The sequence below is a fragment of the Microcoleus sp. bin38.metabat.b11b12b14.051 genome (assembly GCF_013299165.1).
In the GTDB taxonomy this organism is placed as follows: domain Bacteria; phylum Cyanobacteriota; class Cyanobacteriia; order Cyanobacteriales; family Microcoleaceae; genus Microcoleus.
The window spans coordinates 16827-43006 of sequence record NZ_JAAFKD010000043.1 but is presented as its reverse complement, the minus strand read 5'-3'; the positions used below and the strand labels follow the sequence as shown (position 1 = coordinate 43006).

Annotated in this window: 29 protein-coding genes and 1 pseudogene; 12 read left to right on the top strand and 18 right to left on the bottom strand. The window is 44.3% G+C overall.

Features of this window, described 5'->3' with window-relative positions:
* The 4 genes and pseudogenes from QZW47_RS28125 to QZW47_RS28110 form a co-directional block, all read right to left on the bottom strand.
* Positions 1 to 506 (bottom strand): annotated as a pseudogene (locus QZW47_RS28125) (protein-arginine deiminase); the annotation flags it as partial.
* A gap of 177 nt (positions 507 to 683) precedes the next feature.
* Complete coding sequence (locus QZW47_RS28120) at positions 684 to 1025, bottom strand: DUF5615 family PIN-like protein (protein WP_293135059.1); 342 nt, start codon at positions 1023 to 1025, stop codon at positions 684 to 686.
* A gap of 3 nt (positions 1026 to 1028) precedes the next feature.
* Positions 1029 to 1355 (bottom strand): DUF433 domain-containing protein, encoded by a 327-nt coding sequence (locus QZW47_RS28115; RefSeq protein ID WP_293135056.1) that lies wholly within the window; start codon positions 1353 to 1355, stop codon positions 1029 to 1031.
* 60 nt (positions 1356 to 1415) lie between these two features.
* The gene (locus tag QZW47_RS28110; protein ID WP_293135053.1) at positions 1416 to 1919 is read right to left on the bottom strand and encodes a hypothetical protein; all 504 of its coding nucleotides are present in this window, start codon (positions 1917 to 1919) and stop codon (positions 1416 to 1418) included.
* 183 nt (positions 1920 to 2102) lie between these two features.
* Here QZW47_RS28110 and QZW47_RS28105 point away from each other — a divergent pair, with 183 nt between their 5' ends.
* From QZW47_RS28105 to QZW47_RS28095, 3 genes are all read left to right on the top strand, one after another.
* Positions 2103 to 3380, top strand: coding sequence for a hypothetical protein (locus QZW47_RS28105; protein ID WP_293135050.1), 1278 nt, complete (start codon positions 2103 to 2105; stop codon positions 3378 to 3380).
* A gap of 136 nt (positions 3381 to 3516) precedes the next feature.
* Complete coding sequence (locus QZW47_RS28100; protein ID WP_293135047.1) at positions 3517 to 4122, top strand: hypothetical protein; 606 nt, start codon at positions 3517 to 3519, stop codon at positions 4120 to 4122.
* A gap of 7 nt (positions 4123 to 4129) precedes the next feature.
* Positions 4130 to 4573 carry a hypothetical protein gene (locus QZW47_RS28095; protein ID WP_293135045.1) on the top strand — a complete coding sequence of 148 codons (444 nt, stop codon included), beginning with the start codon at positions 4130 to 4132 and terminating at the stop codon, positions 4571 to 4573.
* 97 nt (positions 4574 to 4670) lie between these two features.
* Here the strand turns inward: QZW47_RS28095 and QZW47_RS28090 are convergent, their stop codons facing one another.
* On the bottom strand, positions 4671 to 5150 hold the full coding sequence (locus QZW47_RS28090) for an excisionase family DNA-binding protein (protein WP_293135042.1): 480 nt from the start codon (positions 5148 to 5150) through the stop codon (positions 4671 to 4673).
* A gap of 218 nt (positions 5151 to 5368) precedes the next feature.
* Here QZW47_RS28090 and QZW47_RS28085 point away from each other — a divergent pair, with 218 nt between their 5' ends.
* Positions 5369 to 5566: a type II toxin-antitoxin system HicB family antitoxin gene (locus QZW47_RS28085; protein WP_293135038.1), complete on the top strand. Its 198-nt coding sequence runs from the start codon at positions 5369 to 5371 to the stop codon at positions 5564 to 5566.
* Positions 5567 to 5777: 211 nt separating this feature from the next.
* On the opposite strand, the gene QZW47_RS28080 is transcribed toward QZW47_RS28085, so the two are convergent.
* The 3 genes from QZW47_RS28080 to QZW47_RS28070 form a co-directional block, all read right to left on the bottom strand.
* Positions 5778 to 7187 carry an NAD(P)(+) transhydrogenase (Re/Si-specific) subunit beta gene (locus QZW47_RS28080; RefSeq protein ID WP_293135035.1) on the bottom strand — a complete coding sequence of 470 codons (1410 nt, stop codon included), beginning with the start codon at positions 7185 to 7187 and terminating at the stop codon, positions 5778 to 5780.
* Positions 7184 to 7477, bottom strand: a complete 294-nt coding sequence (locus QZW47_RS28075) for an NAD(P) transhydrogenase subunit alpha (RefSeq protein ID WP_106150865.1) — start codon at positions 7475 to 7477, stop codon at positions 7184 to 7186. Before QZW47_RS28075 ends, QZW47_RS28080 begins: the two co-directional genes overlap by 4 nt.
* Positions 7478 to 7966: 489 nt before the next feature.
* A complete protein-coding gene (locus tag QZW47_RS28070; RefSeq protein ID WP_293135019.1) occupies positions 7967 to 9115 on the bottom strand; it encodes a Re/Si-specific NAD(P)(+) transhydrogenase subunit alpha in 1149 nt (382 codons plus the stop codon).
* Positions 9116 to 9215: 100 nt separating this feature from the next.
* On the opposite strand from QZW47_RS28070, the gene QZW47_RS28065 reads away from it, so the two are divergent.
* The 3 genes from QZW47_RS28065 to QZW47_RS28055 all read left to right on the top strand — a co-directional run bounded on the left by QZW47_RS28065 (position 9216) and on the right by QZW47_RS28055 (position 11855).
* Positions 9216 to 9461 carry a hypothetical protein gene (locus tag QZW47_RS28065; protein WP_293135016.1) on the top strand — a complete coding sequence of 82 codons (246 nt, stop codon included), beginning with the start codon at positions 9216 to 9218 and terminating at the stop codon, positions 9459 to 9461.
* Positions 9462 to 9653: 192 nt separating this feature from the next.
* Positions 9654 to 10166: a DUF2808 domain-containing protein gene (locus tag QZW47_RS28060; protein WP_293135013.1), complete on the top strand. Its 513-nt coding sequence runs from the start codon at positions 9654 to 9656 to the stop codon at positions 10164 to 10166.
* A 420-nt stretch (positions 10167 to 10586) separates the two neighbouring features.
* Entirely contained in the window at positions 10587 to 11855 is a 1269-nt protein-coding gene (locus tag QZW47_RS28055) for an MFS transporter (RefSeq protein ID WP_293135010.1), read from the top strand.
* A gap of 1 nt (position 11856) precedes the next feature.
* Here QZW47_RS28055 and QZW47_RS28050 read toward each other — a convergent pair whose 3' ends face one another.
* Complete coding sequence (locus QZW47_RS28050; RefSeq protein WP_293135007.1) at positions 11857 to 12051, bottom strand: hypothetical protein; 195 nt, start codon at positions 12049 to 12051, stop codon at positions 11857 to 11859.
* Between QZW47_RS28050 and QZW47_RS28045 the strand changes: the two genes are divergently transcribed.
* The gene (locus QZW47_RS28045; protein ID WP_293135004.1) at positions 12050 to 13561 is read left to right on the top strand and encodes an MDR family MFS transporter; all 1512 of its coding nucleotides are present in this window, start codon (positions 12050 to 12052) and stop codon (positions 13559 to 13561) included. The genes QZW47_RS28050 and QZW47_RS28045 overlap by 2 nt on opposite strands.
* 82 nt (positions 13562 to 13643) lie before the next feature.
* Here QZW47_RS28045 and QZW47_RS28040 read toward each other — a convergent pair whose 3' ends face one another.
* The gene (locus tag QZW47_RS28040) at positions 13644 to 14411 is read right to left on the bottom strand and encodes an ATP-binding cassette domain-containing protein (RefSeq protein ID WP_293135001.1); all 768 of its coding nucleotides are present in this window, start codon (positions 14409 to 14411) and stop codon (positions 13644 to 13646) included.
* A 357-nt stretch (positions 14412 to 14768) separates the two neighbouring features.
* On the bottom strand, positions 14769 to 15647 hold the full coding sequence (glyQ, locus tag QZW47_RS28035) for a glycine--tRNA ligase subunit alpha (protein ID WP_293134997.1): 879 nt from the start codon (positions 15645 to 15647) through the stop codon (positions 14769 to 14771).
* A 181-nt stretch (positions 15648 to 15828) separates the two neighbouring features.
* Between glyQ and QZW47_RS28030 the strand changes: the two genes are divergently transcribed.
* Both QZW47_RS28030 and QZW47_RS28025 read left to right on the top strand, forming a co-directional pair.
* Positions 15829 to 16749: a hypothetical protein gene (locus tag QZW47_RS28030; protein WP_293134995.1), complete on the top strand. Its 921-nt coding sequence runs from the start codon at positions 15829 to 15831 to the stop codon at positions 16747 to 16749.
* A gap of 39 nt (positions 16750 to 16788) precedes the next feature.
* Complete coding sequence (locus tag QZW47_RS28025) at positions 16789 to 18906, top strand: SUMF1/EgtB/PvdO family nonheme iron enzyme (protein ID WP_293134992.1); 2118 nt, start codon at positions 16789 to 16791, stop codon at positions 18904 to 18906.
* 39 nt (positions 18907 to 18945) lie between these two features.
* Here QZW47_RS28025 and QZW47_RS28020 read toward each other — a convergent pair whose 3' ends face one another.
* The gene (locus tag QZW47_RS28020; RefSeq protein WP_293134989.1) at positions 18946 to 20355 is read right to left on the bottom strand and encodes a DUF4041 domain-containing protein; all 1410 of its coding nucleotides are present in this window, start codon (positions 20353 to 20355) and stop codon (positions 18946 to 18948) included.
* A gap of 52 nt (positions 20356 to 20407) precedes the next feature.
* Here QZW47_RS28020 and QZW47_RS28015 point away from each other — a divergent pair, with 52 nt between their 5' ends.
* Positions 20408 to 21640: an Rpn family recombination-promoting nuclease/putative transposase gene (locus QZW47_RS28015; RefSeq protein ID WP_366930938.1), complete on the top strand. Its 1233-nt coding sequence runs from the start codon at positions 20408 to 20410 to the stop codon at positions 21638 to 21640.
* Between the two features lie 132 nt (positions 21641 to 21772).
* Here the strand turns inward: QZW47_RS28015 and QZW47_RS28010 are convergent, their stop codons facing one another.
* From QZW47_RS28010 to QZW47_RS28000, 3 genes are all read right to left on the bottom strand, one after another.
* A complete protein-coding gene (locus QZW47_RS28010; protein ID WP_293134986.1) occupies positions 21773 to 22060 on the bottom strand; it encodes an NfeD family protein in 288 nt (95 codons plus the stop codon).
* A 97-nt stretch (positions 22061 to 22157) separates the two neighbouring features.
* Positions 22158 to 22445: an NfeD family protein gene (locus QZW47_RS28005; protein WP_293134983.1), complete on the bottom strand. Its 288-nt coding sequence runs from the start codon at positions 22443 to 22445 to the stop codon at positions 22158 to 22160.
* 100 nt (positions 22446 to 22545) lie between these two features.
* Positions 22546 to 22833, bottom strand: a complete 288-nt coding sequence (locus tag QZW47_RS28000; RefSeq protein WP_293134980.1) for an NfeD family protein — start codon at positions 22831 to 22833, stop codon at positions 22546 to 22548.
* Between the two features lie 273 nt (positions 22834 to 23106).
* Here QZW47_RS28000 and QZW47_RS27995 point away from each other — a divergent pair, with 273 nt between their 5' ends.
* Positions 23107 to 23436, top strand: coding sequence for a hypothetical protein (locus QZW47_RS27995; protein ID WP_293134977.1), 330 nt, complete (start codon positions 23107 to 23109; stop codon positions 23434 to 23436).
* 492 nt (positions 23437 to 23928) lie between these two features.
* On the opposite strand, the gene QZW47_RS27990 is transcribed toward QZW47_RS27995, so the two are convergent.
* Genes QZW47_RS27990 through QZW47_RS27980 form a run of 3 tightly spaced genes read right to left on the bottom strand, consistent with a single transcriptional unit; the run spans position 23929 to position 26130 of the window.
* On the bottom strand, positions 23929 to 24405 hold the full coding sequence (locus tag QZW47_RS27990; protein WP_293134974.1) for a GNAT family N-acetyltransferase: 477 nt from the start codon (positions 24403 to 24405) through the stop codon (positions 23929 to 23931).
* Positions 24402 to 25037 carry a restriction endonuclease subunit R gene (locus QZW47_RS27985; RefSeq protein ID WP_293134972.1) on the bottom strand — a complete coding sequence of 212 codons (636 nt, stop codon included), beginning with the start codon at positions 25035 to 25037 and terminating at the stop codon, positions 24402 to 24404. Before QZW47_RS27985 ends, QZW47_RS27990 begins: the two co-directional genes overlap by 4 nt.
* Before the next feature lie 43 nt (positions 25038 to 25080).
* A complete protein-coding gene (locus tag QZW47_RS27980; protein ID WP_293134969.1) occupies positions 25081 to 26130 on the bottom strand; it encodes a DUF1611 domain-containing protein in 1050 nt (349 codons plus the stop codon).
* Positions 26131 to 26180: the final 50 nt, after the last annotated feature.

Sequence of the window (26180 nt, the reverse complement as noted above, 5' to 3'; positions counted from 1 at the left end):
GCCCGTTCAGCCAACAAAGAACCGTGGGGAATGAGTCGCAGGGTATTGATAGCAATCTGCCACAGGCGTTGTGACTGTTCCCAAGTAGCGGGATCGGCTTTAGAAGTGCGTCCAATGACAACGGCTTCGGAGGCTATTTTAGCAGCATAGTCCCAGTTACTTTTGGCTTGTTTTTCTACTTCTATCTGACTTTCAAGGTTTTGGAGTTGCTGCGTCAGATTTTGGGATTGCTGGCGGTTGGTTTCCGGTTTCCAATGTTCTGGGGAAAACAGACTGGTATCGGGAGTTGGGGGGACGTTATCTAATTGTACTTTGAGGCGATCGCGCAATTTGTAGAGTTCCGGGAGAGATTGCGGAGTGTCGCCATCTGGCTGTCGGGCCGAGAGTGCTAGTCTGTAGTTTAGGCTTGGTTGAGCCACTGTTGTAGGGATAGCAACCCAAATTATACCGATGACGACACCGAAAGCATTGACGATGGCGATCGCCACATATCGAACCCAGCGCATATAGTTAATCCTCTGACACCCAGATGATTCTACCTAATCTTGGTGCATTTAGTAAGATTTTAGGATGATTTGGGCAAATAGGACTTAGCATGGGGCCCAGAAACCGGGTTTTTCGCGAAAATACTTTGTTACTACCGACAGATTAGGTAAAAAACCCGGTTTCTTTACGGCTTTTTTTCAGTTTTGGGGACGTACCACCCGAATCAATTTACCCGTCAATGTTTCTTCAGCAGAAATAGCATCATCGATACGTGATGCCTGTCTTTCCCAATTGTTATCTTGAGTACAAATGATAATACCAGCATGGTTAGGTTGTGAGCGATGCAGTCGAATGAAATCCCCTCGATTGAGAGTCAAAACTGCTCGCTCATTACTCACAGCAAAAGCCAATACATCCTCATCAGGAATTCCCAATCCTGCCTTTCCTGCTTGTTGAACTGTTAACACATCATGACCTAAAGGTCGAAGAAACTCAACTACTGGCAGCGGGTACTGCTCGTCTGCATAAAGTCGCGCCATGTTTTATGCTTCCTCATTTTCTCGGATTGCTGTTTCAATTTCTTCTGGGTAAGCATCAGCATAAGCCCAAGCATTGACTAAATCAGCCGCAGTCAAATGGGGATAGCACTTAAAAAGTTCAGCATCGCTGCATCCGAGACGGCGATACCCGACAAGTACCCAAACTTGTATCCGAGTATTGCCAACACAAGCATCACCACCGCACACGCCGGGAGTTTTTTTGATTCCCAGCGAACTATTGCTTAAACTTTGAACTAATAGCTGTATTGCCTGAGTTTTTTCACTGGGAGTTAAGGCAAGGAGTTGTTTTTCTAATTCTTTCAGTGTCATTGTTTGCTATTCCATGTTTATCGAAGTAATATTTGTTCGCTCCATCATATTGTAGCAAACTCACCCCTCCGAGTCCACCTGCTTCACCTCATCCAATGTTAGCTCTAGCGACTCTGCAATTTGCTCGTCGCTCAAGCCAAACTGCCGCAACTTGGCAATGGTTTCAATCTTAGCTAGATGCTTGTCGCGCCGCAAGTCAGGAGTCGGGGGCTGACTTTCATCTGGGGTAGCAGTAGGGCGATCGGAACAAACATTGATGTAGCCAATAATGTTGCTATTACCAATAGTACAATCCCAGATATTCAGATTTCCTTGCCGATCGAGAACAGATTTAAGATTTCCTTTCTCCACTGGTTCACCAAAGGTATCCGATAACATTTGCAAAAGTTCGTAACCCACATCTTTAACGTGACCTTGTGTAAGACGATAAGTATCTGCAATCTCAGCATACTTTTGTTGTTTCAATGTTCCCTCGATAATTCCACGCTGCAAGTCATTTAGACATTTACCTGTCTTGGCGTAGACAACTTTATCTACAAATTGCAATACCTCGTGAATGTCCATCAGCATGGATGTAAGAGAACTAGGATTATTATACCCGACTTTATCCGTCTATATCCGCCCAAATCCGACTTGCATTCGGAAAGTGAAAAAGATCCGTCTTTTTCCGTCTTTATCTTTTTGAAAGAAAACTCTACTATATGGAGGAGAAACTTATGGAGCGTAGGTTAGAAGGAGAAAGTAGCTATGAGTGGTGGACTCTTCGATTGGGTTGGCGAAGTGGTTGCTGAGATGGGCTCTGAGATCGCTGAAGCCTTCGGCTTTGATGATGCTGTTAGCAGCTCAGAGGCGACACAGGCGAGAACCCCTAGCGAAAATCAAGAAAGGGGTAGAGCTAGTTATCTGCAAGGACAAGATTTGGAGAGGTATACAGAGCAACAACTAGATGAATTTGGATTAAATGCTCTTTGGGATTCCTCTAACTTGGTTTACGATGAAACATTGGAAGACTACGGAAAAAACACTCAAGTCGATGTCATTATTCGTGATGACAATGACAATGAAGTAGCGATAATAGAGTGCAAAGCTTATACATCAAAATGGAGTAATGACGATGCGGTCGATCAAGCTAAACGGCTAGTTTATTTAGCAAGGGAAAGAGGAGTCGCCCTAATTTTTTCTACTTCTGATGGAACTGCCGACTGCTTCGGATCTCGTGTAAAGGAAGTCTTGAATGAAACCCAGTGGTTCGTAATCTCTCCCGATAATATCTTCTTTGCCGATCCATCTGATGTCAAAGAGAATGGTTTTACACAGGGACTTCCTCCTGAATTTCAATCTCACCAAAATACCGTAGATAGCGGTTCGGGAGATAGTGGTGGGTCTTGGGATTTGTTCGGTAATTGGTTCGGTGATAGCTCTGACTCCAAATCGAGTAATAGTTCTGATTCCAATAGCAGTAATTCTGACGATAGTGGCGGCTCTTGGTTCAGCGGTTTGTTCGGTGATAGCTCTGACTCCGAATCTAGTGATAGTTCTGATTCCAATAGCAGTGATTCTGACGATAGTGGCGGCTCTTGGTTCAGTGGTTGGTTTGGTGATAGCTCTGACTCCGAATCTAGTGATAGTTCTGATTCCAATAGCAGTGATTCAGACTCAAGCTACGGTTCCGATTCAGACTCAAGCTACGGTTCCGATTCAGACTCAAGCTATAGTTCCGATTCAGACTCAAGCTATAGTTCCGATTCAGATTCAAGCTATAGTTCCGATTCAGATTCAAGCTATAGTTCCGATTCAGACTCAAGCTATAGTTCCGATTCAGATTCAAGCTATAGTTCCGATTCAGATTCAAGCTATAGTTCCGATTCAGATTCAAGCTATAGTTCCGATTCAGACTCAAGCTATAGTTCCGATTCAGACTCAAGCTATAGTTCCGATTCAGGAAGTAGTGACTATGGAAGTGGGGATTCTGGGGATAGTGGCGGATCTGATAGTAGCTCTAGCAGTAGCGATAGTTGGTGGTAAGCCCTACTTTTTATGGGAAGAGAGCAATGGATAAAGCTATCTGGTCAAAAAATAAATTTTCGGCAAAGGTAAGTGACTACATAATCCTAGTAGCTCTGGGAAACAGGCTAAATAGTTAGAGTTGCAGTGTGGTTTTATGAATCAACAAGTTATAGATAGTGATAGCGGAGACACTTTTGAGAGTGCTATCGCTCAACTCTTGGAACAAATTAGAAAGACAAAATGGGCTAGGTCTCAACTAGATGTCATAGTTGCAGATGGTTTGAAAGTGGCCAAGAAGATTGACGATAGTTACCGTAATGATGGAAGCTTTACAAAGTTTAGGTTATACCTATTGTACAAAATAGCTTTTGAAGTGTGGTCATATCAGCATCAAGCTATTCTCCAGAGTCTAGAAGCCAGTAAACAGCAACAGTTGACACCTAATTCGCAGCTAGTTTTACAACATCAAACTGTAGTGATAAAGATGTTTGATGAACTCAACCATCTTCCTAGTGTCAATGACCCAGATAGCTTGAGAAATTATTGGTTATCAGTATGGAGACAAACGCTCCTTCAATTGGCGGAATTCGTAGACATCCCAATAGTGCCTCCGGTAAAGTCCAAAAAGTCAAATTTATTCGGATTTAGCTTGAGGATGAAACTACCGGCTCTGTCTCCAGATACTAAGTTTGCTTTTCTTGCAACCTGTTTATTATTGCTTGGAATCGTGATTGCTACCCTACTACTGATTCGTAATTGAGGAATATATGAGAGATAAAGGAATATCAGAAATCTTAATCACTGGGTTTTCCGTTGGAGTGTTCTGGGACTTCGTGACAACATTTATGGGAGTAGTATCCATACTTGCAGGCCCAAATTTTTCTATTTCTCTCAAGAACGTTGATAATAACACTTTTGGAGTCTACGGAATAGCTGTTGTTGGTACAGTTATAGTTTTTTGCTTCAATCTAATTACTAAAAACGTCTGGAATGAAGCTCGTGATGGAACATGGACATTAATAGCACCTTGGTTTCTATGCGTTTTTTTCGACTTTTTTACATCACTTGCTGGAAACTACAGGTTTATACTACCGGCCAGACAAAATGAAGTAGCTGTTATAGGTGTCATATGGTTCACAACTCTACTCACTACTATCAGCCCAATGACTGTTTACTATTTATTTAAGAACTACGAGGATAAGAACCGCTAGATAGATATAAATCCCCAAAACAAAAACCCGGTTTCTTCAAAAATAAACCGGGTTTTTTAGGAGGGAATCCAAGACAACAGGATAGGGAGTCAGCCTGCTAGCTGTATACTCTATTCTCATTGAGTTCCTCTTCTTGGCTAAACTCAGCTAATTCTCTCAAAATCTCGCGACGTTTAACAGTAGGCTGCTTTTTATATGCCATTAAATCTCCTAAACAAATCCGCCGTTCAGACCCTATTTTTACATATTTAATCGCCCCTTCTGTCAATAATTTAATCAAAAACTCTTGCGATACATTCAGCAAAATAGCAGATTCTTCAACGGTCATATCTTGCTCGATCGGCACTAAAGACACGGCTCGACCAGCAGCCATTAAATGTGCAGCTTGACGCAATATTTGATAGAGCGATTCAGGAAGTGCGATCGCCTCGCTGCCAACTTGCACAAGTTTCACTTTTAATCTCTCCGAATCACCATTTTCTGTCTCGTTCTCTAACACTCGATTCAACAATTTAATAACTTCTGTTTCTTCCTCTGTCGGAAAAACCGGATCTAGGATGATTCTTTGTCGGTTCATGGGTATGCTTCATGAATTGGTTTAATGCTATTATAGTAGATAAAATAGTCCTAGAGATGGGGCAAGAAACCGGGTTTTTTAGGAAAATACTTCGTTGCTACCGACAGATTAGGTAAAAACCCGGTTTCTTCGTCGGAGTGCATAAGTCCTGTAGAGATGCGATATAATATCAAGTAAAACTATAATTGTTTGAGCTTGGCAGTCCGCCACTTCAAATTATGAAGTCAACACAACAGTTTACAGCAATCATTGAACGAGAAGGCGACGGATATGTATCCCTTTGCCCAGAACTTGATATTGCCAGCCAAGGTGACAATATAGAAGAAGCCCGACGGAATCTGATCGAGGCGCTAGAACTATTTTTTGAGACAGCAGATCCTTCTGAAATAAAGAATCGGTTGATACTCGGCGATTGAAATCGCGGCTACACAAACGAAGTCGGCCTCCGCCGACTCAAGAGTATTTGTATCAAAGCTATCATCGCATTAAAAATACTCGGCGATTGAAATCGCGGCTACACAAACGAAGTCGGCCTCCGCCGACTGAAGAGTATTGATATCCAAACCCAATCCAAACAAAAACCCGGTTTCTTGGAGAAACCGGGTTTTTATTGAGTCCTAAAAAATCCTACAATTGCTTCACCTCAGCAACCAATTTGGCAACCACATCCTTAGCGCTACCAAACAACATCATCGTCTTATCCTTGTAAAACAACTCGTTGTCAACACCCGAAAAACCAGCACTCATCCCGCGCTTAATGACGATCGTATGTTTGGCCTTATCAACCTCCAAAATCGGCATCCCGTAAATCGGGCTCGCCGTATCGTGGCGCGCCGCCGGATTCACCACGTCATTCGCCCCGATTACCAAAGCAACATCGGTTTCGTCAAATTGCGGGTTGATATCGTCCATATCGTACAACTGCGGATAAGGCACGTTTGCTTCCGCCAGCAACACATTCATGTGCCCCGGCATCCGCCCAGCCACCGGGTGAATCGCGTATTTCACGTCAACACCCATTTTTTCCAAACCGTCGGCTAACTCGCGTACCGCGTGCTGGGCTTGCGCTACAGCCATCCCGTAACCGGGAATAATTACTACCGATCGCGCATAGCCTAACATCATCGCACTTTCTTCGAGATTGATGCTGCGGACAGTTTTGTCGATCGCCCCACCAGCAACCCCAGCAGCAGCCGCACTACCACCACCGCTACCAAATGCGCCAAACAACACGCTAGAGATCGATCGATTCATCGCCTTACACATAATTTGCGTCAAAATGATTCCCGACGCGCCAACAAGTGCACCAGCAATAATCAGCATATTGTTCATCAAAATGAACCCAGCCACACTCGCCGCAATCCCCGAATAAGAGTTAAGCAGCGACACTACCACGGGCATATCACCGCCACCAATCGGTAGCACAAACATGATACCCAGGATATTAGAAATAGCCACCAAAGCCAGGAATACCGGCACATCTTCCGGGTGAAACAGCATATAACCACTACCGGCTAAAAGTGCGATCGCCAGTAAAGCATTAAACGGCTGTTGCAACGGAAACGAAATCGGAGCACCAGGTAGCAATTCTTGCAATTTTGCAAACGCTACAAGGCTACCAGTAAACGTAATTCCGCCGATTAAAACGCCCAAAAGAATCGTGATTGTTGCATCGGGAGTTGGCGATTCCGGGATGCTGAGATAGCGCCAGAATTCGCCCACAGCAACGAGTGCAGAAGCCGCGCCCCCGAAACCGTTAAGCAAACCCACCATCTGCGGCATATCTGTCATCGCGACGGTTTTCGCCATAATTGTTCCCAAAATGGAACCGACGATAATTCCCACTGTAATGAGCTCGTAGCTAACTACTTGCTTTTCGAGTAAAGTACCGACGATCGCAATAAACATCCCGATCGCAGCTAACACATTTCCTTGACGCGCCGTCGCCGGGGAACCCAATTGTTTCAAACCGACGATAAATAAAGATGCGGCTACTAGATAGCCTAGCTGAATGCCACTGGGCAGAAAATCGCTCACGCTTTAACCTCTTTTTTCTTAAACATTTGCAGCATTCGATCGGTTACTAAGAAACCGGCGACTACGTTGATTGTGGCTAGGGCGATCGCGATCGTCCCCAAAATCGAAGTAACAGTCACATTACCTTGGCCCGAAATCAGAATTGCGCCTAAAACGGCAATTCCCGAAATCGCATTGGAACCCGACATCAAAGGTGTGTGCAGCGTCGGCGGGACTTTATTGATTACTTCAAATCCCACAAACGACGCTAGAGTAAACACCACTAAACCTGCAATCAATCCTTCTGCCATAACACTTGGTAATTGGTAATTGGAAATAACTCGATTAGTCCGCGGAGGCGGACATTGTTTGTGTGCCCGTAAACTCCGCGATTTCAATCGCCGGGATATTTGTTAGTCCGCGGAGGCGGACATTGTTTGTGTGCCCGTAAACTCCGCGATTTCAATCGCCGGGATATTTGTTAGTCCGCGGAGGCGGACATTGTTTGTGTAGCCGCGATTTCAATCGCCGGGACATTGTTTGTGTGCCCGTAAACTCCGCGATTTCAATCGCCGGGATATTTGTTAGTCCGCGGAGGCGGACATTGTTTGTGTAGCCGCGATTTCAATCGCCGGGACATTGTTTGTGTGCCCGTAAACTCCGCGATTTCAATCGCCGGGATATTTGTTAGTCCGCGGAGGCGGACATTGTTTGTGTAGCCGCGATTTCAATCGCCGGGACATTGTTTGTGTGCCCGTAAACTCCGCGATTTCAATCGCCGGGATATTTTTATGAACCGACTAACTGACTACTGAAGCCTGAGCAGCCAAAGCATCCCGAACTCGCTGATTACTAATTTCGCCATTGTGGGCGACACAAGAACCAGCAATGATATCATCTTCAAAATTTAAATTGAGTTCCTTATCTTTTACCATCAATTGAAGTAAAGCCGAGATATTTTTCGAGTAAGTTTCGCTGGCGTGTACAGGCATTGATGATGGTACATTAATCGGGCCGATGACATTAACGCCGTTCCATTCAACATCTTTCCCTGCTTCAGAACATTCGCAGTTGCCGCCTTGTTCGGCTGCGAGGTCAACAATTACCGATCCGGGTTTCATTTGAGAAACCATTTCTCTAGTAACTAAAATAGGTGCTTTTCTGCCAGGAACTTGAGCAGTTGTAATCACTGCATCGGAAGCGCTGACGTGTTGGGTGAGCACTTGGCGGGTGTATTCTTTGGCGGCTTCAGATAATTCTTTTGCGTAACCACCCGTGGCGACTGTTTCTTCTTTGAGTTCGACATCAACGAATTTAGCGCCTAAACTTTGTACTTGTTCTTTGGTTTCCGGGCGGATGTCGAAGGCTTCGACGACTGCGCCCAAACGACGGGCTGTGGCGATCGCCTGTAAGCCCGCAACGCCTACGCCCATTACCAATATTTTCGCGGGGCGAATTGTACCCGCCGCCGTTGTCAGCATCGGGAAATATTTCGGTAATGCACAGGCTGCAATCAGTACGGCTTTGTAACCGGCGATGTTGGCTTGGGATGAGAGGGCGTCCATGCTTTGAGCACGGCTGGTGCGCGGAATCATTTCCATGCTGAATGCAGTTACTTTGCGATCGGCCAAACGCTGTACTAAAGCCGGATTTCCCAAGGGATTCAAAAATCCGATGCAAACTCCTCCTTCACGAAGTTGGTGAACTTCTGATTCTTTGAACTCTCCGATTTTGACTACGACATCGGCTTCGCCCCACAGCGTAGCAGTATCGGCGACAACACGAGCTCCGGCTTGTTCGTAAGCAAGATCCGAGAAAAAGGATTTTGCGCCGGCACCCGCCTCAACCCAAACTTCGACCCCCTGTTTGACTAATCGGGCTACAACGTCGGGTACTAATGCTACCCGGCGTTCCTCTGCTTCGACTTCTTTGGCGATCGCTAATTTCATGAACTCTCCTTTACTCTAATAGACAGGGCGGTTGAAACCGCGTTGACACAGACAGGGCGGTTTAAACCGCGTCTACACAGACAAAACCTGCCTCCGCAGGTTGAAATTCAAATTTCCAAGTCGGCGTCCGGCGGACATCGTTTGTGTAGGCGCGATTTCTAATCGCTGGCTGGCTTTCCCAGTCCGCGGAGGCGGACTTGGTTTGACAAGAAGCGATTTCAATCGCTGGCTGGCTTCTCACGTTGATACTAAAGCCGATCGCCAAAATTACACTCGCTTCTTTAACTTGTCTTATAGATTCAATTTTGCTAAACTCTTAAGTTTGCAGCAGAGCATGATACAATAAAAAGCTGCCTTATTCTGTAGTTTGAATGTGTGTTGTAAGTATTACGCAAAAAATTACACAAAAAATAATTGACCGAGGGCGGGCGACCCGCCTGATAGAATAATTGAGAAATTCGGTATATTGTAGGCACGATCGCAAATTGACGGCGATCTATATTTAAGCTTCACCAGCAGTTTGATTAGAGGAGTGATTATGAAACGATTATTTTCAGCATTAGCAGTTACAGGTTGCTTACTGACAGGCTTACCAGCCATCAGTTTAGCCCAGTCCATGCCCGGATTCACGATTTTCGGCGGCCCCGATCGCGCCAACCAGTTAAACTATCGCTTGGATTACGGGAAAGCCGGGATGGCTGGGGATAGATACCGACTGCGAATTCCTGCCAAAAAAGTAAGTTTGGCGATCGCGCAACTCAACATTACTTATCCAGACTATTACAAAGGCGAATTCGACCAAAAAGACATTAAAGTGCGCGTCAAAGACAAAACAATAGCATTGCAAGAAGTAATCTGGGACAAAGAAAATCGATTCATAGAAATTTATCCCGCAGAGCCAATTCCAGCAGGTAGCAACGTGGAGGTTGTGCTCTCCAACGTCAGAAACCCAAGTCCCGGCGGAATGTACCATTTCAACGTCCGCATCCGCACTCCGGGTGACGTTCCATTGATGCGTTATTTAGGGACTTGGCTGTTAAGCATTGATTGAGCTTCAGGAAAGCAATTTTTAGTTCATCAAGCGATCGCGACATAAAAATCCAAAGGTTCGTAGTGCGGACTTCAGTCCGTAGAATGAAAGCGGACTGAAGTCCGCACTACGAACCTTTTTTGTTATGTTAATCGATCGCACACAATATTGCGCGCTCTTTGCCAGAAACCGGGTTTTCACTCAAAAATATTCGGTTGTAGCCCCCAGATACGCAAAAAAGCCAGTTTCTTTGAAGAAAGTGCATCTACCCTGAATACTCAAATCCTGATTCTCGGAAATCGTAAAATCGAACCTGAGGCTCATACCGCAATTGTATTTGATTCGTAAAATAAGTCTATGGTAATTCCCCGATGACTGCTCCTAGCTAATTAGGCGTATGCCCTTGGGCGCTACCATAGAGAATATTAACGAAACTGATACATGAATCTTGTAGCAAAAATCAAAAACATAAAACTTCCTCCAGCACTGCGATCGCAAAACTACCGCCTGTTTTTTGCAGGACAAGGCATCTCCTTAATAGGCAGTTGGATGACCCAAGTCGCTACAGTGTGGCTGGTCTACAATTTAAGCGATTCACCTTGGATGCTAGGCGTAGTCGGATTCACCAGTCAAATCCCCACATTAATCTTACTGCCTTTTGCCGGAGTTTTAATCGATCGCTGGAACCGGCACCGAGTGATAATTGCCACTCAAATATTAGCGATGGTTCAATCCTTAGCCCTCGCATTTTTAGCGCTAACAGGAGCCGTCAACATTTGGCAGCTTTTGGTACTGAGTTTCTTGCAAGGGGCAATTAACGCCTTTGACGCCCCCGCACGACAAGCATTTGTCCCCGAGCTCGTAGAAAAGAAAGAAGACTTAGCAAATGCGATCGCCCTCAACGCTTCCATGTTCAACGGAGCCCGACTAATCGGCCCAGCAATTGCAGGTTTGCTGATAGCTACAGTCGGGCCGAGTTATTGTTTTCTCATTGACGGACTCAGCTACATCGCTGTCATTGCAGGCTTATTAGCAATGAAACTCAAGCCGAGAAAAATTGCAGTAACTAATAGCAAACCCATACAAAGATTAAAAGAAGGATTCGTTTATGCCTTCGGATTCCCCCCGATTCGAGCAATCTTACTACTATTAGCATTAGTCAGCTTCGCCGGAATGTCCCACACAGTATTAGTCCCAATTTTTGCCACCAAAATCCTGCACGGCGGCCCGCAAACCCTCGGCTTTTTGATGGCCGCTTCTGGAGTCGGAGCATTTGCAGGCGCAATTTATTTGATTGGACGCAAAAGTGTCGTTGGCATCGGTAAATTAATTGCTATTTCCCCCGCAATCATGGGATTTGGACTGATAGGTTTTGGTTTATCCCGCGTCTTGTGGTTGTCATTAATCATGATGTTATTCGTGGGGTTAGGTTTCATCTTGCAATTTGCAGCAGGAAACACATTTTTGCAAACAATAGTTGAAGACGACAAAAGAGGAAGAGTGATGAGCATCTACACAATGGCATTTTTTGGAATCACACCATTTGGCAACTTAGTTGCAGGTGGATTAGCAAATTATATCGGTGCTCCCAATACAGTCGTAATTGGAGGTATAATTTGTATGATAGCTTCAGGATGTTTCACAAAACAATTGCCAACTTTAAAAAACTTAGTCACACCAATTTATCAAAAAATGGGCTTAATTTCGTAACTTACTTCTTCCTTCTTCCCTCTTCCTGAAGCGGTTCCTGAGCGTAGTCGAAGGGTCTTCTTCCCTCTTCCCTCTTCCTTCTTCCTTCTTCCTTCTTCCTTCTTCCTTCGGTTATAAAACCAATGGCAAACCCCAGTGCAATTCCACAACAGCAGAGCGACGATCGCGTTCCCTTAAAAACCTGGATCGGCGTCATGGGAACAATCCTCGGCGCTTTCATGGCAGTTTTAGACATCCAAATCACCAACGCATCTCTCAAAGATATCCAAGCCGCTTTAGGCGCAACCTTAGAAGAAGGTTCTTGGATTTCCACCGCCTATCTAGTCGCAGAAATAGTAGTAATTCCGATTACCGGCTGGCTGTCGCAGGTGTTCTCAGTCCGCCGCTACATCTTGGTAAATGCGGCTTTTTTTGTATTCTTTTCCATGTGCTGCGCTTGGGCGTGGAATTTGAATTCAATGATTGTATTTAGGGCTTTACAGGGATTGAGTGGCGGAATTTTAATCCCGATGGCTTTTACATTTTTGCTAACAAACTTGCCGCCCAAAAAGCAGCCGATTGGTATGGCAATGTTTGCACTGACAGCTACTTTTGCACCATCCATCGGGCCGACACTGGGAGGTTGGCTGACTGAAAATTACGGATGGCAATATGTCTTTTATTTGAACTTGGTTCCGGGGCTGCTGCTGCTAGCTGCTGTGTGGTACGCTGTCGCCCCTGCACCGATGCGGCTAGAATTGCTGAAAGGGGGCGACTGGTGGGGAATTGCCTCAATGGCGATCGGCTTGGGTTCCCTGCAAGTTGTGTTAGAAGAAGGCAGCCGCAAAGACTGGTTTAGTTCAGATTTTATTGTACGTTTAAGCATAGTTGCTGCGATATTTCTCGGTGCTTTTTTCTGGATAGAACTAACTCGGAAAAAACCGTTTATCAACTTGCGATTGCTGACTCGCCGCAATTTCGGGTTAGCAACTATTGTCAATGTTTCGTTAGGTGTAGGATTGTACGGTTCGGTGTTCATTCTGCCCCTGTATTTAGGTCAGATCCAGCAGTACAATGCCATGCAAATTGGCGAGGTGATTATGTGGGCTGGCGTACCGCAGTTATTCATCGTGCCGATGGTGCCGAAATTGATGCAGCGAATCGATATGCGGCTGCTAATTGCGATCGGTGTGAGTTTGTTTGCGGTAAGCTGTTTTATGAATGCTAGCATGACTCATGAGACAGGTATCGATCAGTTGCGTTGGTCGCAATTAATTAGGGCAATGGGACAGCCTTTAATTATGGTGCCACTATCAACTATTGCCACTGCTGGTATGGAGAAACACGAGGCTGGTTCTGCTTCTGGTTTGTTTAATATGATGCGAAATATGGGAGGTTCGATGGGGATTGCGGCGCTAGCAACTTTGGTGACGCAGCGCGAGCAATTCCACTCGAATCGATTAGGAGAATCTGTGTCTTTGTACAATCCGGCTACGCAGGAAAGACTTAATCAAATGACTCAGTATTTTGTGAGTCGCGGTGCTGATTTGAGTGTGGCGAAAGAACAGGCAATTAAAGCGATTGATGGTTTGGTTCGTCGGGAAGCTTATGTGATGGCTTTTAATGATTGTTTTTATTTTGTGGGAATTGCTTTGTTGTTAAGCGGGATTGCTATTTTGGGTTTTCAAAAGGTGAAACCTGGTGCTGGTGGTGGTGGAGCTCATTGAGTTGGCTTGGGGCGGGCAGGATGCCCACCCCACAAGACTTTTAATATTTTTCCAAATGCCAAGTAAATGTTTTTTACCTGGTTCACCATTCTTGTTGGGCTTCTGCTTCTGCTTGGATTAAATCTTGCCGAAGTTGCACCCAATTTATTTGATGGGAGGGCATATCTTCGATGAGTTTTCCGCGCTGTAAATGCAAAATTCGCGTGCTAAATTGCTCGGATAATTCTAATTGGTGGTTCACCATTAAAATAGTGGTTTCGCCGTTAGTTAGCTGTGTCAATACTTGCAAAAGATTGGCGGCTTTTCCTACATCTAGGGCGGATGTTGGTTCGTCTAAAAGCAAGATTTTTGGTTGTAAAATGATGCCGCGGGCGATCGCCACTAACTGCTTTTGGCCCGTGGAAAGTTGCAATTCCGTGCGATCGAGCAATTCTTGGGGTATGTGCAGTTGTGCGATCGCCCCGCTAATTCTCTCAGCAATGTCTGATGCAGCCACACCGCGCAGCTTCAAAGGATAAGCCAAAGCTTCCCGCACCGACATCCCCAACAGCTTAGATTCTTGTAAAATCAGGGTGATTTGTCTGCGAAGTTCGATCGGCGGAATTTGCCCGTATTCCGTATTTTCGAGATAAATCGAGCCACTGGAGGGGCTGCTGAGTCGATTTAACAACCGCAACAGCGTAGTCTTCCCAGCCCCCGAAGGGCCGACAATCGCCACGCGATCGCCCTTTTGTACCTGAAACGAGATATTGTCCAATAAGTAGCTAGAGGCGATCGGTGTTTTCACACTTACACCATCAACTCGCAATTGAGCAGTTGTCTCTGTATGATTTTCCGAATAATTAGGCATTCATATTAAGTCCGCTAGATTGATTTGTAAGGTGCACAATCCGAACTTTACCCATTGATTTGTAGTGAGGAATTCAGTCCTAATAAAACTACCAAGCTAACCAGCATTTAAATTATCTCTCATATCATGCCCGGTCGATTACCATAACAAAAAAGGTTCGTAGTGCGGACTTCAGTCCGCATAATGCTGCGGACTGAAGTCCGCACTACAAACCAATCTTATTGTGGTCAATCCACCGGACATGATATCAAGCAACAATCCACCCATGAGTAAGCCGCTGGTCTGACGCCGAAGATATGCAATTTAAATGCGAAATAGCAAAGGACTGAAGTCCTCACTACAAACGGAAGTTCTTTGTCAAACCTTCACAGCTTTATCCAAAGGAAAACCCAGATGTTCGCGCTGTTCCAAATAAAGCTGAGCAACACGCCGCGCCAAATTCCGAATCTTGGTAATATAGCGAGTTCTTTCCGTTACCGAAATCACACCTCTAGCATCCAGCAAATTAAAAGTATGAGAACATTTGAGGACATAATCAAGACTCGGCAAAACCAAACCTTTTTGTGTTAATTGCTCCGCTTCTTGCTGGTACAATCCAAACAAAGTAAACAGCAATTCAGGATTAGAAGCTTCAAAGTTATAAGTACACTGTTCTATTTCCCCTTGCAGGAAAACATCCCCGTAAGTTACACCATCTTTCCACAGAATTTTAGTCATCGCATCAACTTCTTGGAGATACATCGCGAGGCGTTCTAGCCCGTAGGTAATCTCAATCGAAACCGGGCGACAATCAATGCCACCGCACTGTTGAAAATAGGTAAATTGGGTAATTTCCATGCCATCGAGCCAAACTTCCCAGCCGACGCCCCAAGCTCCCAGAGTGGGCGATTCCCAGTTGTCTTCAACGAAACGAATGTCATGGTCTTCTGGGCGAATTCCTAATGCTCTGAGAGAGTCTAAATAAACCTCTTGAATGTTGGGAGGAGAAGGTTTAATCAGAACTTGATATTGATAGTAATGTTGGAAGCGGTTAGGATTTTCGCCGTAGCGTCCGTCAGTCGGGCGGCGACAGGGTTCTACGTAGGCGACAGACCAAGGTTCAGGCCCAATTGCTCTGAGAAAAGTGTGGGGATTCATGGTTCCTGCACCTTTTTCTGTGTCGTAGGATTGGGCGATCAGGCAGCCTCGATCGCTCCAGAATTTGTTTAAGGTGGCAATGACTGATTGAAAGTTCACTGGTTTAAATCTGGTTAGTAAGTGTCTAAGCTTATTTAAGCATACTAGGAGTGGCGGATTTATGGCGATCGAGCCTAGGTACACTCTCCAACAACTTATAATGATAAAGATACTTTTACAATTTCCCGAAATCACCTTGGTTGTAGGGAAAATATTGTAATCACCACCCGAGAGACCTAATATGAGCGATAACCTATCCCTGCCTAACATCCAAGAAGCGGATACGCTGCTGTCAGACCTCTTTCAAGAGGTGCAAAAGTGGGAAGGCACCCTGGCTGGAGGGAAAAAACTTGGCACAGGTGCAGCAGCCATTGAAAGTCTATTGAAAAGTCAGGTCAGCTTTGGCAATCCGCAAGATCGGTTGACCTTACTGACAGAGGAAACATTTAAAGGAAGTGGGACTGAATTAATCGGCATCTATAAACAGCAGATGCAGACTCAGTATGATTTTTATTACATGACACTAACAGTGAATTTGCGTCCGCAACCGGGCGCTCAATTCACACGGTTAACCTGTCAGCTCGATTTCCATCCCAAAGGCAGCAACGAGCCAATTATTCAGAACATTTTTCCCAATCAGCAGTGGCGAACTGTGATGAATTTTGGGGTTGGCATGGACATCGGGCTAAATGGAAACCTCGAATGGAGTGCTGGGGTAGACAGCACTTGGCTAGGTGAACTTACAAACTTGCTTCCGGGTGAGCTAAAAACAAATGCAGCAAATAAGAATGAACTTAAAGCATTTATGGTGATGCCTGAATATAAATACGAACTGAGTCATGCTGAGATTACTGCCGTAGGTGACGGGAGTTCCACTTGTTATTGGCGCATCCAAGACGAGGAAATTCAAAAAGTCGGAACAGCAAAATTTGCAGTAGTTTTCAAAGTGCCTAAAGGAACAGAATCGATTAATTTGCGAGGTATTGCCTGGGCCGAACCCAATATGAAGTGGCTGACTGCCGATGTGCGTGATGTGTTTAGCGAATTATCAGATCGCTTCAAGAATCTACTGCGGCGTAAAGATGAAGCTGCGATTCATTTGGCTCGAATTGCAAATGAAGAATGGTCGCTAATTCTACCAAAGGCAACTACTAAAGGCTAGGAAATCAGGTAGCTGTTCACTATTTTATAATAATAATCAATGACAAAATCTTACTGGAATTATCGCATTTGTGTTGCTAACTACAACCGCGTGCAGGTACAAAAATGGAATGATAAATATCAATCATTAGGTGAACCATCTGGAATATTCCGATATCAAGATAAGCGAGCAGAGATTACACCAATGCTAGCAACTGCACGCAATGATGAGTTGCAGAACTCCAGTCAGACACGAGCGATCGGAGAAGTTTTGTTTGAGATCCTATTTGATGATGCACTGCTCCATGATTTTGTGGATTTTTATCATCGGGTTGTGCAGCAGGAAAAGCAACTGTTGCGAGTAGAATTGGACATTGACGAACAGGGAATGCCTGAGATTGCTGCACTTCCTTGGGAGTTCATGTGCGTGCCTACACGGGCAAATTTAGGCACGATTTGGCTCGGAACGGTTTCACATTTGGCATTCTCTCGCCGTCGATCGCAATGGATTGCACCCCCTCCAATTCAGTTACAAAAAGATGAAAAGCTGAGGATTGCGCTGGCGATTTCTGCACCTGAAGATTTGTCTCCAGTCGCTTACGAACCCGTGCAAGAGGCTTTGGAAAAACTGGCTATCGAACTAGCAGAGCGAGTAGAGTTATTGCCAATCCTCAAGTCAGCCAATCCTGAAACGATGAATGCAGTGTTGGTAAAAAAACCGCATATTCTCCACTTTATCGGTCACGGGCGTTTGGTAAACGAAAATAATCGGGAAATAGGGCAAATTGCGTTCGTTGACCCAGAGTTTCAGGAAGCAAGGTGGGTTGATGCCGATTACTTCAGTGAACTGTTTAATCAACACCGACCTGGTGTAGTGATGCTGCAAGCTTGTGAAGGAGGAAAGTTGTCTGAATCCCAGGCTTTTGTAGGTGTGGCCTCCAGGGTAGTTCAGCAAAATATTTCCGTGGTTGTAGCAATGCAGTATGAAGTGACTAACAGTACAGCCTGTCGATTTTCTCGCCACTTTTATCAACAGTTAGTGCAAGGAGATCCGGTCGATATTGCCGCTCAATATGGACGACGGGCGATCGCTCTGGGCCCAATGGAATATCGGAAACGGGATTTTGCTACCCCTGTCATCTTTATGCGCGTGCAAGATGGCTATCTATTCAAACGTGACGATAAATCGAACAACAGTAACAATCTAGAAGAGTTTCCAACCCAGTTACAAGTCACTAGACAGCAGCAGAAATTACCTATAATTTCTATTCCCAGGCAAGGGATAGAGGGTTTGGAGGAACAACAAAATACCAAGTTGATTATCCCATCAATTCCTGGAACTCAAGCCTTTAAATTTATAACTGTGACAATAGATGCTCAAGGTAAAGAGATTAATAGTTATCTAAAGCAGACTCAATGCCTTATCCAAGATTTAGGGAATGGGGTGATGTTAGAAATGGTTGTTATTCCGGGAGGAGAATTTTTAATGGGTTCATCGGAATCTAAAGGCAAACGATACGCTAATGAAAGACCTCAACATTCAGTTACAGTTAAACCATTTCTGATGAGTAAGACACCAATTACACAAGCACAATGGAGAGAAATTGCTTGTTTAAAATACGAAGTAAATCAAAAGCTCAAACTTCGTCCGTCAAACTTGGGAGGAAAAAAACATCCAGTTACTAACGTTTCTTGGTATGATGCGATTGAGTTTTGCGATCGCTTATCTAAAAACACAGGTCATGAGTATCGTCTTCCTAGCGAAGCAGAATGGGAATACGCCTGTCGTGCTGGAACTACAACCCCTTTTCACTTTGGCGAAACGATTACTAGCAACTTAGCTAATTACGATTGTGGCTATCTCTATGCCTCTGAATCTAAAGGTATTTATCGTGAAAAAACTAATGCAGTAGATAGCTTTCAAGTAGCGAATTCCTTTGGACTATTTGATATGCATGGCAACGTATTGGAATGGTGTTTAGATCTCTGGCATGAAAGTTATGATGGTGCACCTACCAATGAAGATGAATGGCTAGATGGTAGTGATAATCAAATTCGTGTAATCCGTGGTGGTTCGTGGCGCAATGAACCCCTACTATGTCGGTCTGCTAGTCGCTGGTACAATAATACCAACAAACCATCTCAAAATATTGGTTTCAGGATTGTTCGGTCTTTATAGCTGACTATATTCCAATCTGTTTTTATGTCGTCACTATTCCTAAGCTATCTCATCTTCATCTATATATGCGTCGATTAAGGTTGTATCATGGGACTTGTTTTGTTCCGCTGCTTTAGTTCTGTGGTATTCGTAGGCTTGAGGTACTCTTTCAAATTTTTCAATCGTCAAAGTCACAGTCTCTAGATAAATATCAATTTCTTGTACAACTTGCTCAATTTCATTGAATGAAACCTTGAAAAACTCTCTCCTTTCATTTTCTACATTCACTCTTCTATCATTAAACTGCTGATGTAAATGCTTTAATGCTTTTGAAGCATCGTCAGCAAAAATCTTATAGTGAACATCAAAGGGGAATGGCAGGTAAGGATTCATTGTTCTGATATATACATCTGGGTCACTATTCTTCGTCATAAATATCCTATATACATCTCGTCCAAGAGAACCAATATTTGAAATTACATAAATGTAACCAGACTTGAGCATTTTGGAATATGAAATAACTTTTTCTTTAGCTTTTTCTTTATCTGTTTGAGCTTGAAAAATCCCCTCTTTAAGATATTTACTTTGACTCTCATATTCTTCTGGCTGTAAACCAGCCACTTTTTTCTTTTCTAAACCTACAAGCTCTTCTTGATATTGCCTTTCTCTTTGCTCAGCTTCTTCAGCTTCTTGTTGCGCCTTTTCGATTTTAATGCGGTCTTGTTTTTCTTGTGCTATCTGTTCTTTGATTTCTCTTTTTCTTGCTTTCTCTTTCTCTTTTATATATTCTAATTCATACTCGATATCTAGCTGTCTCAATTTAAGACTTAAATACTCTTCGGAAATCCTACAGTCTATTTTTTGCAAATACCTATTAATCTTGTCACAATAGTTATTGATCTTCGTCTTTAAATTGTTAACGTTTTTATAGGTAAGTTCTTTGCCAACATACTTGCACTGTTCTTCAAATACAAACTCTATCATTTTTAAGAGATTTTCTATCATTCTTTTTCCTTCATTCTTTCCTTGTCTACCTTCTCCTATACTCCACGGAGTATTAGAAACAAAAGCTTCGTTATTGCGTTGCATTGTTCGCTGTTTTTTTTCAATTTCTCCTAATTGTTGTAGATAATCCCCAGACTTGATAAAATCATATTTTGGTTCGTAAGCCTCTATCGATATCAAATACTCTTTAGCCTCAACTTCACGCAGTTTAGATTGTAAGTTTTTGATAGATGTTCTTATGGCTTCCTGTTGTACATCCAGTTCTTGTAGCTCGTTTTGTTTTAACTGAATGTTTGAATCTAGTTGCTTTTCAGTCTCTTCCCTGGAAGTTAAACTCTGATACTTATTCAGATCCTGTCTAAACGAATTCCGCTCGTGTCGCATTTGGATCAACGTTCTAACCAGGTAGATTAATAATATACCAACCAAGGCTGCTATTGTTAACAGAAGAGATGTTGACAACATTTGACTCAATATTTTTACTTATGCGTTCTTAACCTAGTTTACAGGATATTCAGTGCTGTGGCAAGCGGTACAGATAGGCGATCGCATTTACCAATCTTGGCATGGTATAGTACCCATCTTCGATTCGCACCGACAAGTCATGAAAACAGACACCATTTTCTACAGCCTGTTTCAGGAATTTCCCAGCTTCTTCTTTGAACTGATCGATCGCCCTCCAGACGAAGCCGCCGCCTATGAATTCACCTCCCGCGAAATCAAACAACTGGCATTCCGCATCGATGGGTTATTTCTGCCCACAACCGAAGCACCGGAAAAACCATTTTACTTGGCGGAGGTTCAGTTTCAACCCGATCCCGACTTGTACTATCGCATCTTTGGCGAACTCTTTCTCTATCTGCGACAATACAAACCCCTCAATCCTTGGCGCGTCGTTGTCGTCTATCCCAGCCGCCGCATCGAACACGAACAGATGCTGCAATTTCAGGAACTCTTAACCAGTCAGCGGGTGCAACGGATTTACCTCGATGAATTGCCAGAAGCCGCCGATCGATCGCTGGGAGTGAAAATTGTTAAACTGGTAATCGAGCCAGCAGAGACAGCGGCAGAGCAAGCACGGCAGTCGATCGCAATGGCCCGCCAACAGTTGTCCGATCCCACCGTTCTACGCGATTTAATCAGCCTCATCGAAACAATTATTGTCTACAAACTCCCCCAAAAAAGCCGCGAGGAAATTGCCACCATGTTGAATTTAAGCGAACTCAGACAAACCCGATTTTATCAGGAAGTCAAGCAAGAAGGTTTAGAAGAAGGACTCGAACAAGGACTCGAACAAGGTGAGCAGCAGGCGAAGTTAGAAGCCATTCGTCGGATGATCGCGTTTGGAATGAATTTAGAGACGATCGCACAATTATTAGATTTGTCTCTAGAATTTGTGCGGCAAACAATTCACAAAATCCAACGGGAATCGATGTCGCTTCCCGAACAAAAGATTGACTCATTGATCGAACTATTAACTCAGCAGCGATCGCTCTTCTCTCCCGCACAATTAACTGAACTAGCACAGCTAATTGAACCTTTATCTGATGACAGCGATGTTCTTGCAGAAGCGATTTCACTCTGGGCTGAAAATTACCCTGCAATTGGGGAAGCTCAATCGAAACTGCTCGAACCATTGCGGCCGCTCGCCAAAGCATCAGAAATAGCAGCAGTCAGTCCAGAAAGTAGCGAATCTCAAATAGGCGATCGCCTCAACAAACAAGCTCTCAAAAATGCCATTTTATTGTAGCGCGACATTCGATATATTGTAGGGACACGGCACGTGCAGTCTCCTAATTTCTAAAAAACAGAATAGTCAGAACCCCGACTTATTCAAGAAGTCGGGGTTCTGACAGTGAAAAAATTGAGATTAATTTCTGGTTTATTCGGCGGGAGTTAGGGAAACTAACAGGGTAATTTTGTCAACGCCGATCACATAAACAGTATCTCCGGGTGTGAGGGTGATTTGGCGATCGCACCGTGCGGGCCACCAGCTACCTTGAAAGCGGACGCGACCTGTTTGATTCGGGTAAATAGATTCATCGACGACGGCTTCTTCGTTGAAATAAACAAAATTGGTGTTGATGTAGTTGTCCATTAACATATTGTTTTCTGTGCTGTAGGTGTGAATAGAAAAAATAGAACCGAAAGCTTTTGCTAAGTTGAACATTTCTCTTACTCCTGTTGTGTTAATAATATATATGGAAGTTTAATCGCCTGTTTCTGCTATTTCAAAGGTTGCATTTCCTGGTTATTCATCCTCTGATTTAGTCGGCGGGAGTGAGGGAAACTAACAGAGTGATGTTGTCAACGCCGATGACATAAACAGTATCTCCGGGTGTGAGGGTGATTTGGCGATCGCACCGTGCGGGCCACCAGCTACCTTGGAAGCGGACGCGACCTGTTTGATTCGGGTAAATCGATTCATCGACGACTGCTTCTTCGTTGAAGTAGACAAAATTGGTGTTGATGTAATTTTTGATTAACAGATTGTTAGCTGTGGTGTATCCTTGAGTGGAGAAGATAGAGCCGAAAGCTTTTACTACGTTGAACATGATATTTACTCCTGTTGTTTTAAAATATATCGAAGTTTAATCGCCTGTTTCTGCTATTTAAAAGGTCGCATTTCCTGGTTGTTGATGCTGTGATTTAGTCTTAGTCGGCGGGAACGAGGGAAACTAACAGAGTGATGCTGTCAACGCCGACGACATAAACGGTGTCTCCGGGTGTGAGAGTGATTTGGCGATCGCACCGTGCGGGCCACCAGCTACCTTGGAAGCGGACGCGACCTGTTTGATTCGGGTAAATCGATTCATCGACGACTGCTTCTTCGTTGAAGTAGTTAAAATTGGTGTTGACGTAGTTTTTGATTAACAGATTGTTGGCTGTGGTGTATCCTTGAGTGGAGAAGATAGAGCCGAAAGCTTTTACTACGTTAAACATGATATTGACTCCTGTTGTGTTACAATAAATGGATGTGTAATTGTCTGTTTTTGCTAGTTGAGAGGCTGCATTGACTCGGTTGAGATTGATTGCTTGCCCTGTTATTTCATTGTTCTTGTCTTGCGTCGTTTTATCCGGAACGAAGGCAAAGAATTTTTGAAATGTTGGAGGGATTTGAGAAGCGGTTGCGGGAGTTTAAATTCGGTAATTCCGAGGTATTGAATTAACGATTTAGTGGTTGAGCGGTTGGTGGGATTTACCTCAAGGGTAGATGTGGTTATCTACACTAGCGATTGGCTGATTCCGCATTACTGCTGTTGTGAAGATGTTTTATTTTTGGGCTTGATTTTTTGGCTCGGTTGTGACTCGTTTGCTTTACACTTACTAATTTCGCAGGAGTCGAAAGTGTTTGGTGCGATCGCCAGTCCACTTTTATCGTCTGGTACTGGCACAGGACACTCGCGAACCCTAAAACAACGATTCATCAAGAGTTTCAGCCTAACGATCTGGCTGGTAGCTGTGCCAGTTGACCAATGTGGACTACCGTTGGCTGTGAATCCTGAGTTTACGCAATCTCTCCAGCCCAATCCGGAACATCCATAAATAGGTAGCGCGTGACTCCCGCGATCGGTAAAATAGCCGTTACAGGTTCGTAGTAAGGACTTCAGTCCGTTCTAGTATAAGGTTCGTAGTAAGGACTTCAGTCCGTCCTAATCCAAGGTTCGTAGTAAGGACTTCAGTCCGTTCCGATCCGAGTACAGGTTCGTAGTAAGGACTTCAGTCCGTTCCGATCCGAGTACAGGTTCGTAGTAAGGACTTCAGTCCGTTCCGATCCGAGTACAGGTTCGTAGTAAGGACTTCAGTCCGTCCTAATCCAAGGTTCGTAGTAAGGACTTCAGTCCGTTCCGATCGCATAAAGACTCAAATCAGCCCCGGAAGCATAATCTGTATATGTAGAGTGCACAGTAAGTACGAACAGCGAATCCTATGAGTAGCCTACAAAACCACTTTTTAGCCTGAACCCTGTAATTGCAATTATTCAACAGATCAAACTTAAAATCAATTCATAAATTCAGAATCTCAAACTCATAAAAGTCATAATGATCGAGAACCTGCTTGATACTGCATAATTGTTACAGGAACTTTGAATAAAGTTTTAGCTAATTGAGACAAACCGAACTTAAATTTCAGAGACTGCGGCAAATCTTGCACAGAAACTTCCACAAACCCAAACCGAGTATAAAATGATGCGAGTCGCTTTCCCAGACATTCTAAATATAGGGGTTCTGTAGCCTGTTGAATGAGATATTTTGTGAGATAGCTTCCCAAACCGCGATCGCGCCAATCCTGCGCCACCACCAAACTACCCAACTCCTGCGCGCCCGCAAACTTCCGCAACTGCCCGCAAGCCGCCAATTTCCCGTCACAGTCGATCGCCCAAAATTGCTCCCAGCGCAACTGAGTCGGATCGAGTTTGGCACTCCAAACTAACCCTCTAATTGATTTGATATCTTGTTCAGAGGCGGGGCGTAGAACGCATTCTGGGGGTAAGGAAACAGAACTTGCAATCATGAGTTATAGCTGGAAACTACAGCAGCGATCCGTTTGAAAATGCGAAAAACTTCGTAAAGTTCGTTTCCGGGATTCCGAAGATCAAAAAGCTTAGACAAAGCATACTGCGGTGTATCTTGTTTCGTAACTTTGATGAATCGAAAACTGCTACCATTGGTCAGCAGCCCAAAAGTTGGTTGTTCTGAATTTGGGTCAGTCAGCATATAAAATAGTGATTGAGGAAGTCCAGCTTCAACCGAGTATTGCGATCGCTTGGCTTCGATAGCTACAACCCAAAAAGATTGCAGCAATAGCAGCACATCTATGCTGCCCCTCACAATTGTATCTTCATCTTCGACAATCAGTTCAACAGATTTTTCGCATTCTATGTGAAAGGGAGTCAGGAAAAAATCTGCTACAAATAGCAAAGGAGCTAGTACCACCATTTTTACAGTATCTTCGATAAAAGTATATGAGGTACTGTTGATATAGCCTGCTTTTATCTTGTCGAGCGATCGCTTTTCGGAGTCTGCTATTTCAGGCAAATCATCAATCCATTCTCTAAAAAATTGCTCGTCTTCGCACAACTGTAAATTAAATTTAGTTTGAACATCACCCAATGTCAGTGTTTTTGCTTGAATGCTTTGTGTCATAGTTTTCAGTAGTTATGTGCGACTTGTAACTTATTGTAGCATATCAATTGGCGATCGCCCCCAGCAACATTTCCGCACCAAACCGCACCGGATCGGTACAAAGCAATCCCGTGTCTGCTTGAATTCCGGCGATCGCTAACAGCGCCTCTGCGTCAGTTAAGTGATGAGTATTAAGAGCGATCGCACTTACTTTAGCCCCGACAAAAGCACCCGCAGCAGCGGCAACAATTTCGTACAATTCAACCACTTTCGACAAACTCGGAATCGATACATGGGGGTGATTGCGAATGTGAGTTTGTCCGGCTCTGTGCGCTAAAATTAAGTGAGTTGGCTGCGTACCCCGCAACAGTGGCAGAGTCGCCGTCGAACCAGGATGCAATAGCGAACCTTGCCCTTCTACGTGCAGAATATCGCATTCCGAACCCATTTTTAGCACCGCTTGTTCAACAGCACCGGCGGCGAAATCCACTCGCACTGCATCTAATGCAATGCCTTCATTTCCCAGCATTAAACCCGTTTGTCCGGTTGCTAAAAATTTGGAACGCAAACCCCGCCGCAAGCAACTACGATTGAGTTCCAAACTGCTTGACATTTTGCCAACACTCATATCTGTACCGACGGTTAACACGCGGCGACAGCTTAACTTAGCCGCGGCCGCAGAGGCGATCGCCCCCACAGACTTTGGTTCCTGACGCACGTCCCAAATCCATTGATTTTCGGCTAACGGAACCGCGATCAAAGGTGCAAGTTTCGCGTGCAAACCATTGACAACCGACAAACCTGCTGCTACGGCTTGATTAATTTCTGGCAACCATTCCGGCGGCAAAACACCGCCCGAAGGAGCGATACCAATTAGCAGAATATCCGGTGTAAATTGCAGTGCTTCTGCAACGGAAGCAACTATCGGCACTTGTTGGGGAATGCCAGTTAATTCAGACAAAGATTGTCCTGTACATTGGCGGTCAATTACTGCTACAATTTGTGCTTCGCTGTAGCGTAAAAAGGCTAAACCTGTTTTGCCAGAAGTACCGAGAATACCTTCGTGCAGCAAGATAGAAACTTTGCCATTTTTGATGGGATAGCTTTTAGTCATTGGTTCACTTTTTAGATGGGCGATTTTAGATTTTAGATGGGAGCTAAAAT

Coding starts and splice junctions, on each gene's coding strand:
- QZW47_RS28120 (WP_293135059.1), bottom strand. CDS start 1,025: ATGGCGCGACTTTATGCAGACGAGCAGTACCCGCTGCCAGTAGTTGAG.
- QZW47_RS28115 (WP_293135056.1), bottom strand. CDS start 1,355: ATGACACTGAAAGAATTAGAAAAACAACTCCTTGCCTTAACTCCCAGT.
- QZW47_RS28110 (WP_293135053.1), bottom strand. CDS start 1,919: ATGGACATTCACGAGGTATTGCAATTTGTAGATAAAGTTGTCTACGCC.
- QZW47_RS28105 (WP_293135050.1), top strand. CDS start 2,103: ATGAGTGGTGGACTCTTCGATTGGGTTGGCGAAGTGGTTGCTGAGATG.
- QZW47_RS28100 (WP_293135047.1), top strand. CDS start 3,517: ATGAATCAACAAGTTATAGATAGTGATAGCGGAGACACTTTTGAGAGT.
- QZW47_RS28095 (WP_293135045.1), top strand. CDS start 4,130: ATGAGAGATAAAGGAATATCAGAAATCTTAATCACTGGGTTTTCCGTT.
- QZW47_RS28090 (WP_293135042.1), bottom strand. CDS start 5,150: ATGAACCGACAAAGAATCATCCTAGATCCGGTTTTTCCGACAGAGGAA.
- QZW47_RS28085 (WP_293135038.1), top strand. CDS start 5,369: ATGAAGTCAACACAACAGTTTACAGCAATCATTGAACGAGAAGGCGAC.
- QZW47_RS28075 (WP_106150865.1), bottom strand. CDS start 7,477: ATGGCAGAAGGATTGATTGCAGGTTTAGTGGTGTTTACTCTAGCGTCG.
- QZW47_RS28070 (WP_293135019.1), bottom strand. CDS start 9,115: ATGAAATTAGCGATCGCCAAAGAAGTCGAAGCAGAGGAACGCCGGGTA.
- QZW47_RS28060 (WP_293135013.1), top strand. CDS start 9,654: ATGAAACGATTATTTTCAGCATTAGCAGTTACAGGTTGCTTACTGACA.
- QZW47_RS28055 (WP_293135010.1), top strand. CDS start 10,587: ATGAATCTTGTAGCAAAAATCAAAAACATAAAACTTCCTCCAGCACTG.
- QZW47_RS28045 (WP_293135004.1), top strand. CDS start 12,050: ATGGGAACAATCCTCGGCGCTTTCATGGCAGTTTTAGACATCCAAATC.
- QZW47_RS28050 (WP_293135007.1), bottom strand. CDS start 12,051: ATGACGCCGATCCAGGTTTTTAAGGGAACGCGATCGTCGCTCTGCTGT.
- QZW47_RS28040 (WP_293135001.1), bottom strand. CDS start 14,411: ATGCCTAATTATTCGGAAAATCATACAGAGACAACTGCTCAATTGCGA.
- QZW47_RS28030 (WP_293134995.1), top strand. CDS start 15,829: ATGAGCGATAACCTATCCCTGCCTAACATCCAAGAAGCGGATACGCTG.
- QZW47_RS28025 (WP_293134992.1), top strand. CDS start 16,789: ATGACAAAATCTTACTGGAATTATCGCATTTGTGTTGCTAACTACAAC.
- QZW47_RS28020 (WP_293134989.1), bottom strand. CDS start 20,355: ATGTTGTCAACATCTCTTCTGTTAACAATAGCAGCCTTGGTTGGTATA.
- QZW47_RS28010 (WP_293134986.1), bottom strand. CDS start 22,060: ATGTTCAACTTAGCAAAAGCTTTCGGTTCTATTTTTTCTATTCACACC.
- QZW47_RS28005 (WP_293134983.1), bottom strand. CDS start 22,445: ATGTTCAACGTAGTAAAAGCTTTCGGCTCTATCTTCTCCACTCAAGGA.
- QZW47_RS28000 (WP_293134980.1), bottom strand. CDS start 22,833: ATGTTTAACGTAGTAAAAGCTTTCGGCTCTATCTTCTCCACTCAAGGA.
- QZW47_RS27990 (WP_293134974.1), bottom strand. CDS start 24,405: ATGATTGCAAGTTCTGTTTCCTTACCCCCAGAATGCGTTCTACGCCCC.
- QZW47_RS27985 (WP_293134972.1), bottom strand. CDS start 25,037: ATGACACAAAGCATTCAAGCAAAAACACTGACATTGGGTGATGTTCAA.
- QZW47_RS27980 (WP_293134969.1), bottom strand. CDS start 26,130: ATGACTAAAAGCTATCCCATCAAAAATGGCAAAGTTTCTATCTTGCTG.